Genomic DNA, 5,319 nt, shown 5'->3' on the forward strand with positions numbered 1-5,319 from the left:
TTCCCCTGTAGAACGCTGGCACCGTTGCGCTGCCGGTCTTTGCCCAGTAGATAATCTACCGGACCGGCGCCACCGCCACTGCCTCGAGGGTGGAACTTAACGATCATCCTCAGCACCCTTCTCCAATACGGCGTGCCGTAGCCGTTCCAGTCCGGCATCAATGGCCATCAGCGCAGCGACAACCTGCACACGGTCATGTCCGCTGCCTGAACCGGCGTTAACCTGCCGGGCGATCTGATTAAGGTTGTTACCCATGCCAGCAAACTGACGAAGCAGAGCCGGTGAAATCGAAGGAAGTTTGCCAGTGCGGGCGGGTTTCTCATCAAGACACGTCTGCCGCATCCAAGCAGCAAGTTGTTTTCCGTCACAGCGTTCTAGCAAACGACGGTGCTCATCTTCAGTCACCCACATTGTGAGCATTTTGCTGCGTTTGTCTGCCAATCTGGCCTCCTGATAACGCCAAGGCGGACGGGGAATCTTTTCCCGGTCGGTGCGGTGTTGGACAAGCCGCAGGCGCGTCAGTCGCTTTTAGCCGGTTTCGGGGCGCAGCCCTGAACCAGTCACGTAGCGCTAGCGGAGTGTATACTGGCTTCCTATGTTAGTTCGGAGTGGTAATTTATGAAAGTGCTTCATGTGGAAGAGGAAAAATGCGGATGCAGGGCGTAAGTGCAGAATACGAGTAACGATGAAATGACGCCTCCTCGCTCACTCGGTCGCTACGCTCCTGACGTGAGACTGCGGCGGGCGTTACCTGCTCACAAAGAAAGGCATGAAGCAAAGGGGGACGAGAATCAGAAAGAGCGAGAAGGAGGATGCGGCGTTGCCGTTTTTCCATAGGCTCCGCCCCCCTGACGAGTTTCACAAAAACAATGCGTTTTCGGAACTCAAATCAGTGGTGGCGAAACCCGACAGGACTATAAAGATCCCAGGCGTTTCCCCCTGGTAGCTCCCTCGTGCGCTCTCCTGTTCCTGCCTTTCGGTATACCGGTGTCATTCCGCTGTTATGGCCGCGTTTGTCTCATTCCACGCCTGACACTCAGTTCCGGGTAGGCAGTTCGCTCCAAGCTGGACTGTATGCACGAACCCCCCGTTCAGTCCGACTACCACGCCCGCTCCGGTAACTATCAACTTGAGTCCAACCCGGAAAGGCACGACAAATCGCCAGTGGCGGTAGCCATTGGTAAGCAGGATGTGCGAGAGATGCAGTAAGAGTTCTTGAAGTGGTGGCCTGACTACGGCTACACTGTAAGGACAGATTTGGTGACACGTCTCGCACATAGACTGTTACCTAGGTTAGACAATCTGCCAGGATTAACTAACCTTCGAAAAAACCACCTGCCAGGGTGGTTTTTTTCGTTTCAGGACAAAAGACTACGCTGATTGCTCAGCATAGGTCAAGACTAACCAGTAGCACTTTCACTAGATTCAGCGACGAGAGCAAACACACTTTCAGCATATCGTAATGATTTATATGCTTCGGATTTCCTAAAAGGATGTTTTAAATTATAGTCAGCGCTGACTCTAATAGCTCTTTGACTTTTAAGTTTTTCAGCAAATAACTTCTGATTGTCATCACCAAAGGTCATTAGCTTTCGAATAACCCTTTCATGACTACCGATATTTTGCTCATACTGACCAGGTAGACCATCAGCAATATCTTTCAAAAGATGATACAAGGAGTAGTAAGCCACCCGTGCGCAATTCCTGTATTCCACTTCAGGGTTATTGCTTGAGTACGACGCATCATTAAATCGAGCATACTCACTTTTTGAAAACTCCAACAGGCTAACTTCATTTATCATTGCCGGCCCCAGCAGTCGAATCAAAAGAAAAAGAAACCCTTGACCTAACAGAAGGTTTGTAATTTAACTTAGAGACCTTACTAAGGAAATCATCCTCAGCGTCAAAAATAGCATCTTCATTTTCAGAATCGAATGTAAACTTCAAATCAAATAACTTCTCACCCTCATCTTCAAAGAAGGTGTATTCTAAACTAGCCTCACCAATTTCGTCACGATAAGTATCCCCAACGCACTTGCCATATAGGGATAATGCAGATAACAAATATTGTGACAACTCAGCTCTATCTTCATTGGAAGAAAAATTCTCCTGCATTCTTTTTGAGAAAAAGAACGCATTTCTAACAATTTTTTCTTCCAATAATCCACTATCCATATTTTCCATAATGCTCTCGACCTCGCCGAACTCATCACATACAGAATAGGCAGTAACTGATATATCGATAAAATGATGATTATCAAGAGATTCAAAGCCACTTCCTTTAAGGATGGCAACGATCTTCTCGTACTGGCATGTATTATATAATGCAAACAAAATATTCATTGCACTAGATAGATCATAATCATGCGAAAAAACATAATCTGCGCACAGGAATAGATTTTCAATGTCTGCAATGTGAGCATAATAACAAGCAGACACCGTGTAATAAGCCATTATCTCCGACCTCTTAGCTGAGACCAGATGAGATTCTATCTTTACTCTTTCAAAATCAGACAAGCTGCGCTTATTTTTTATAGCTCTATTTATTAAGTCGAGCGCTTCTACACTAGCCCTTTTAGCCACTGGAGGCATAACTATAACCCTCAAAAAATGATGCACTCCCACATCAGATGGCAAAGATAGCATTGCTATAAAGCAAAATAAAAAAATTATTGCGCATCTACCTTACTTCCTTAGCAGGCATTTACCATAACATCCCAATGTTGAACTCAATAAATTGAACAAAAAAAAGACGCTCACTCATGGGGTTACTTGTTTTCATTGGTTTTACCCACACCTGTATTGAGCGGTGCCATTAAGGCCCGCCGCATCATGCGAAACAAGTAGAAAAAACAGGAAAAAACATGACTACACCTCAAATGGGACGACCTTTTAACTTCCCGGACCCACGCAATGTTACTGTTGGCAACCCAACTTTTTTAGCTTCACGAGATCTCGTAGTAAGTCTCTACAATCAATCAAATACAGCAACTGCAGTAGCAAATTACTGCCAACGGGCAAAGGATTGGTTTATTGGTGAGGCTTTATCTGCTGGCTGGTCAAATGCTTTAGAGACTGGAAATGGATTAGGGATTTTGCTGCACTTACAACTGAATGTCCCGCAGTTTCAGCCACAGGGTCAGCTGCCTCCAGAGGTCTGACTTTCACACGAAAAAAAACCGCCACTAGTGGCGGTTTTTTTCGCCTGATTAGCAGGCGCATTTACCATAACACCTCGGCGTGCGCAGCCTCAGGGCGGTCAGGGTTGCGCGTTCTGGTAGAGATCCCAACGGTTGCCGTAGATGTCCTCAAACACCACCACCATTCCGTACTCCTCCTCCCGCGGCTCTTGGCAGAAGTGGACGCCTTTTTCCTTCATGGCGTTGTAGTCGCGCCAGAAGTCGTCGGTCTGCAGGAACAAGAATACCCGCCCGCCGCACTGGTTACCGATGAATCCCTCCTGCCGTTCATTTGAAGCGCGGGCCAGGAGAAGATTACAGTCGCTTTCCGGGTTCGGCGTCACCACAACCCAGCGCTTACCCGGCTGCGGCGTGTCTTCAACCAAGGTAAAGCCCAACTTGTCGGTGTAGTACTCAATCGCGCGGTCGTAATCATCAACCACAATCGCCACGTATCCCATGCATCGCTTTTGCGTTCTCATTTCTGCTCCATCTGGTTTCAGGCACAACAGCCCGGACACTCTCATTTAACATAAGCCCTTCTTGCGCGCACCGCTCAAACGGCCTCAGAGCGATCCTGAGGCCAAAGCCATGAAACACGCTGCCTTACCCCCAGAAAACCGCCCAGAATCGCTCCTGTGATTTCATAGGCTATGAATCGTTATGCATCCACATGACTGACGCCTGATTTCAGAACAAACCCGCCCTGAAATCGCTGTTTTCTCCGGTTTATCATAGCGACGGTCCCTCATACATCTGCTGACGCTGCGAGCGTTCAAGCTCCAACTCCTTCTCGTGCTGCTCCATACGCTCCTGCTCCCGAAGTGCCTCAATACTGTTCAGCTTTACGACAACCGGCGTAGCTGCTCGCTCAAACTCTGCACCTGCCTGCTCAAGGCCGTGACGCGCTCGCTCAACGCAGCGTTCTCCCGTTGCATAAGACCAGACATCCTCCGCCATTCCGCGAAGGCATTCTCCCACTCGTCCAGCCTTTTCGAGTAGTCCTGCTGTAGCTGCTCTAATGCGCTCAGCAACTGTTTTTCCAGCTCCGTCATGCTGCTCTACTCCTGCACCAGTCTGATGCCGTTCTTCCTGCCGTTGTCGAACGTCCAGTTCGTGTCCGCTTTCACGCCTTCCGGAAGCACCAGAAAACGCCCCTGATTGTCTTCCTGATACCTCACGCCCCACGTCCGCGCGTTCAGCTTCTCCAGCGCGTCCTTCTGCTCCAGGATGCTCGTGTAATTGTCGATCATCTGCTGCCCCTGCCACCACAAAATGCCCGCGCTCGACGCGATCAGCAGGACGGAAACTAGGACGATGGTCAGCCATGTCTGGCTGACCATGCGCAGCATCCCTTTCGTACGCTGACTCATGGCTGAGAACAGCTTCTGGTCGTGGTCGAGGATGGCGGCGCTGATTCTCTTCTCGCTTTCGCTCAATTCCGCTCTGACAGACTGCTCGTGCTCGCTGAATGCGGCTTTCAGCATCTCGCCGGTACTCTGCTGCTGCGCTTTCGATTTCTGCTCTAAGTCCTTCGCCAGCGTTAAAAGACTGTTCATAAATGGCTCCCTTCAGTCGGATATTTCGACCCCCATCCGGGTCGGCAATGCTGATACTGCTTTTTGTGGTGCGTACCACCTCAAAACCTGCGTCTTCCAGCGCCTCAGTAACGTCCTGACGCGTTTTCAGCTCCCCGGACGAGGCTAAGGACAGCAAACCTCGCGTAATCGCTTGAGCGGCTTCCTGCTTCGCTTCCGGCAACGCAGATGGCGTGACCAGCGCTCGCCGGTTCTCCGGCGCGTTCGGGTCGTGCAGCCCCAGCCTGCCGTTCACGATAGTCTGCCAAGCATCAATGCGCGGACGATCGGCACGGTCGTAATACGGCTGGAGTCGTCTGCCGGTCAGCAGCTCCGTGTTTGGGATCAGGAAGTTCAGCTCCAGCCGCCCTTTGTCCTGGTGCTCTACCCACAGCACGCTGTACTGGTCTTTATCGAGTCCGGGCATCAGAACCCTCTCGAAGCTCGCCATCAGTTCTTCACGCTGGCCGGGCACTAAGTCCTGTTCGGCGAAGGAAAGGACACCAGAGGTGTACTTTTTGGCATACGGGGAGGCATCGATAAGCTCCCGGATTTCCTCCGGC

The 5,319-nt window shown here is 50.3% G+C and carries 9 protein-coding genes; 3 read left to right on the forward strand and 6 right to left on the reverse strand.

Going from position 1 to position 5,319, the window contains the following annotated elements; genetic code table 11:
* Nucleotides 1-96: 96 nt before the first annotated feature.
* Complete coding sequence (locus GTPT_RS16505) at nucleotides 97-420, reverse strand: MobC family plasmid mobilization relaxosome protein (protein WP_029990731.1); 324 nt, start codon at nucleotides 418-420, stop codon at nucleotides 97-99.
* 654 nt (nucleotides 421-1,074) lie between these two features.
* On the opposite strand from GTPT_RS16505, the gene GTPT_RS17215 reads away from it, so the two are divergent.
* Entirely contained in the window at nucleotides 1,075-1,209 is a 135-nt protein-coding gene (locus tag GTPT_RS17215; protein ID WP_071780128.1) for a replication initiation protein, read from the forward strand.
* A gap of 191 nt (nucleotides 1,210-1,400) precedes the next feature.
* Here the strand turns inward: GTPT_RS17215 and GTPT_RS16510 are convergent, their stop codons facing one another.
* On the reverse strand, nucleotides 1,401-1,802 hold the full coding sequence (locus GTPT_RS16510; RefSeq protein ID WP_029990730.1) for a hypothetical protein: 402 nt from the start codon (nucleotides 1,800-1,802) through the stop codon (nucleotides 1,401-1,403).
* Nucleotides 1,792-2,592 (reverse strand): hypothetical protein, encoded by an 801-nt coding sequence (locus GTPT_RS16515; RefSeq protein ID WP_029990729.1) that lies wholly within the window; start codon nucleotides 2,590-2,592, stop codon nucleotides 1,792-1,794. Before GTPT_RS16515 ends, GTPT_RS16510 begins: the two co-directional genes overlap by 11 nt.
* A gap of 272 nt (nucleotides 2,593-2,864) precedes the next feature.
* On the opposite strand from GTPT_RS16515, the gene GTPT_RS17605 reads away from it, so the two are divergent.
* Nucleotides 2,865-3,161, forward strand: a complete 297-nt coding sequence (locus GTPT_RS17605) for a hypothetical protein (RefSeq protein WP_156022695.1) — start codon at nucleotides 2,865-2,867, stop codon at nucleotides 3,159-3,161.
* A gap of 98 nt (nucleotides 3,162-3,259) precedes the next feature.
* On the opposite strand, the gene GTPT_RS16520 is transcribed toward GTPT_RS17605, so the two are convergent.
* From GTPT_RS16520 to GTPT_RS17615, 3 genes are all read right to left on the reverse strand, one after another.
* Complete coding sequence (locus GTPT_RS16520; RefSeq protein ID WP_029990737.1) at nucleotides 3,260-3,661, reverse strand: VOC family protein; 402 nt, start codon at nucleotides 3,659-3,661, stop codon at nucleotides 3,260-3,262.
* Between the two features lie 363 nt (nucleotides 3,662-4,024).
* Complete coding sequence (locus GTPT_RS17610; protein ID WP_029990735.1) at nucleotides 4,025-4,234, reverse strand: MbeD family mobilization/exclusion protein; 210 nt, start codon at nucleotides 4,232-4,234, stop codon at nucleotides 4,025-4,027.
* A gap of 6 nt (nucleotides 4,235-4,240) precedes the next feature.
* Nucleotides 4,241-4,738, reverse strand: coding sequence for an MbeB family mobilization protein (locus tag GTPT_RS17615; protein WP_029990734.1), 498 nt, complete (start codon nucleotides 4,736-4,738; stop codon nucleotides 4,241-4,243).
* Between the two features lie 250 nt (nucleotides 4,739-4,988).
* Between GTPT_RS17615 and GTPT_RS18095 the strand changes: the two genes are divergently transcribed.
* Entirely contained in the window at nucleotides 4,989-5,234 is a 246-nt protein-coding gene (locus tag GTPT_RS18095) for a hypothetical protein (RefSeq protein WP_029990732.1), read from the forward strand.
* The last annotated feature ends 85 nt before the right edge of the window (nucleotides 5,235-5,319 follow it).

The organism is Tatumella ptyseos ATCC 33301 (genome assembly GCF_000735525.1).
Lineage (GTDB): Bacteria > Pseudomonadota > Gammaproteobacteria > Enterobacterales > Enterobacteriaceae > Tatumella > Tatumella ptyseos.

Excerpts from the sequence above, each read along its gene's own strand:
- GTPT_RS16520 (WP_029990737.1), bottom strand. The coding sequence starts at position 3,661 with ATGAGAACGCAAAAGCGATGCATGGGATACGTGGCGATTGTGGTTGAT.
- GTPT_RS16505 (WP_029990731.1), bottom strand. The coding sequence starts at position 420 with ATGCTCACAATGTGGGTGACTGAAGATGAGCACCGTCGTTTGCTAGAA.
- GTPT_RS17615 (WP_029990734.1), bottom strand. The coding sequence starts at position 4,738 with ATGAACAGTCTTTTAACGCTGGCGAAGGACTTAGAGCAGAAATCGAAA.
- GTPT_RS16515 (WP_029990729.1), bottom strand. The coding sequence starts at position 2,592 with ATGCCTCCAGTGGCTAAAAGGGCTAGTGTAGAAGCGCTCGACTTAATA.
- GTPT_RS17605 (WP_156022695.1), top strand. The coding sequence starts at position 2,865 with ATGACTACACCTCAAATGGGACGACCTTTTAACTTCCCGGACCCACGC.
- GTPT_RS17215 (WP_071780128.1), top strand. The coding sequence starts at position 1,075 with ATGCACGAACCCCCCGTTCAGTCCGACTACCACGCCCGCTCCGGTAAC.
- GTPT_RS16510 (WP_029990730.1), bottom strand. The coding sequence starts at position 1,802 with ATGATAAATGAAGTTAGCCTGTTGGAGTTTTCAAAAAGTGAGTATGCT.
- GTPT_RS17610 (WP_029990735.1), bottom strand. The coding sequence starts at position 4,234 with ATGACGGAGCTGGAAAAACAGTTGCTGAGCGCATTAGAGCAGCTACAG.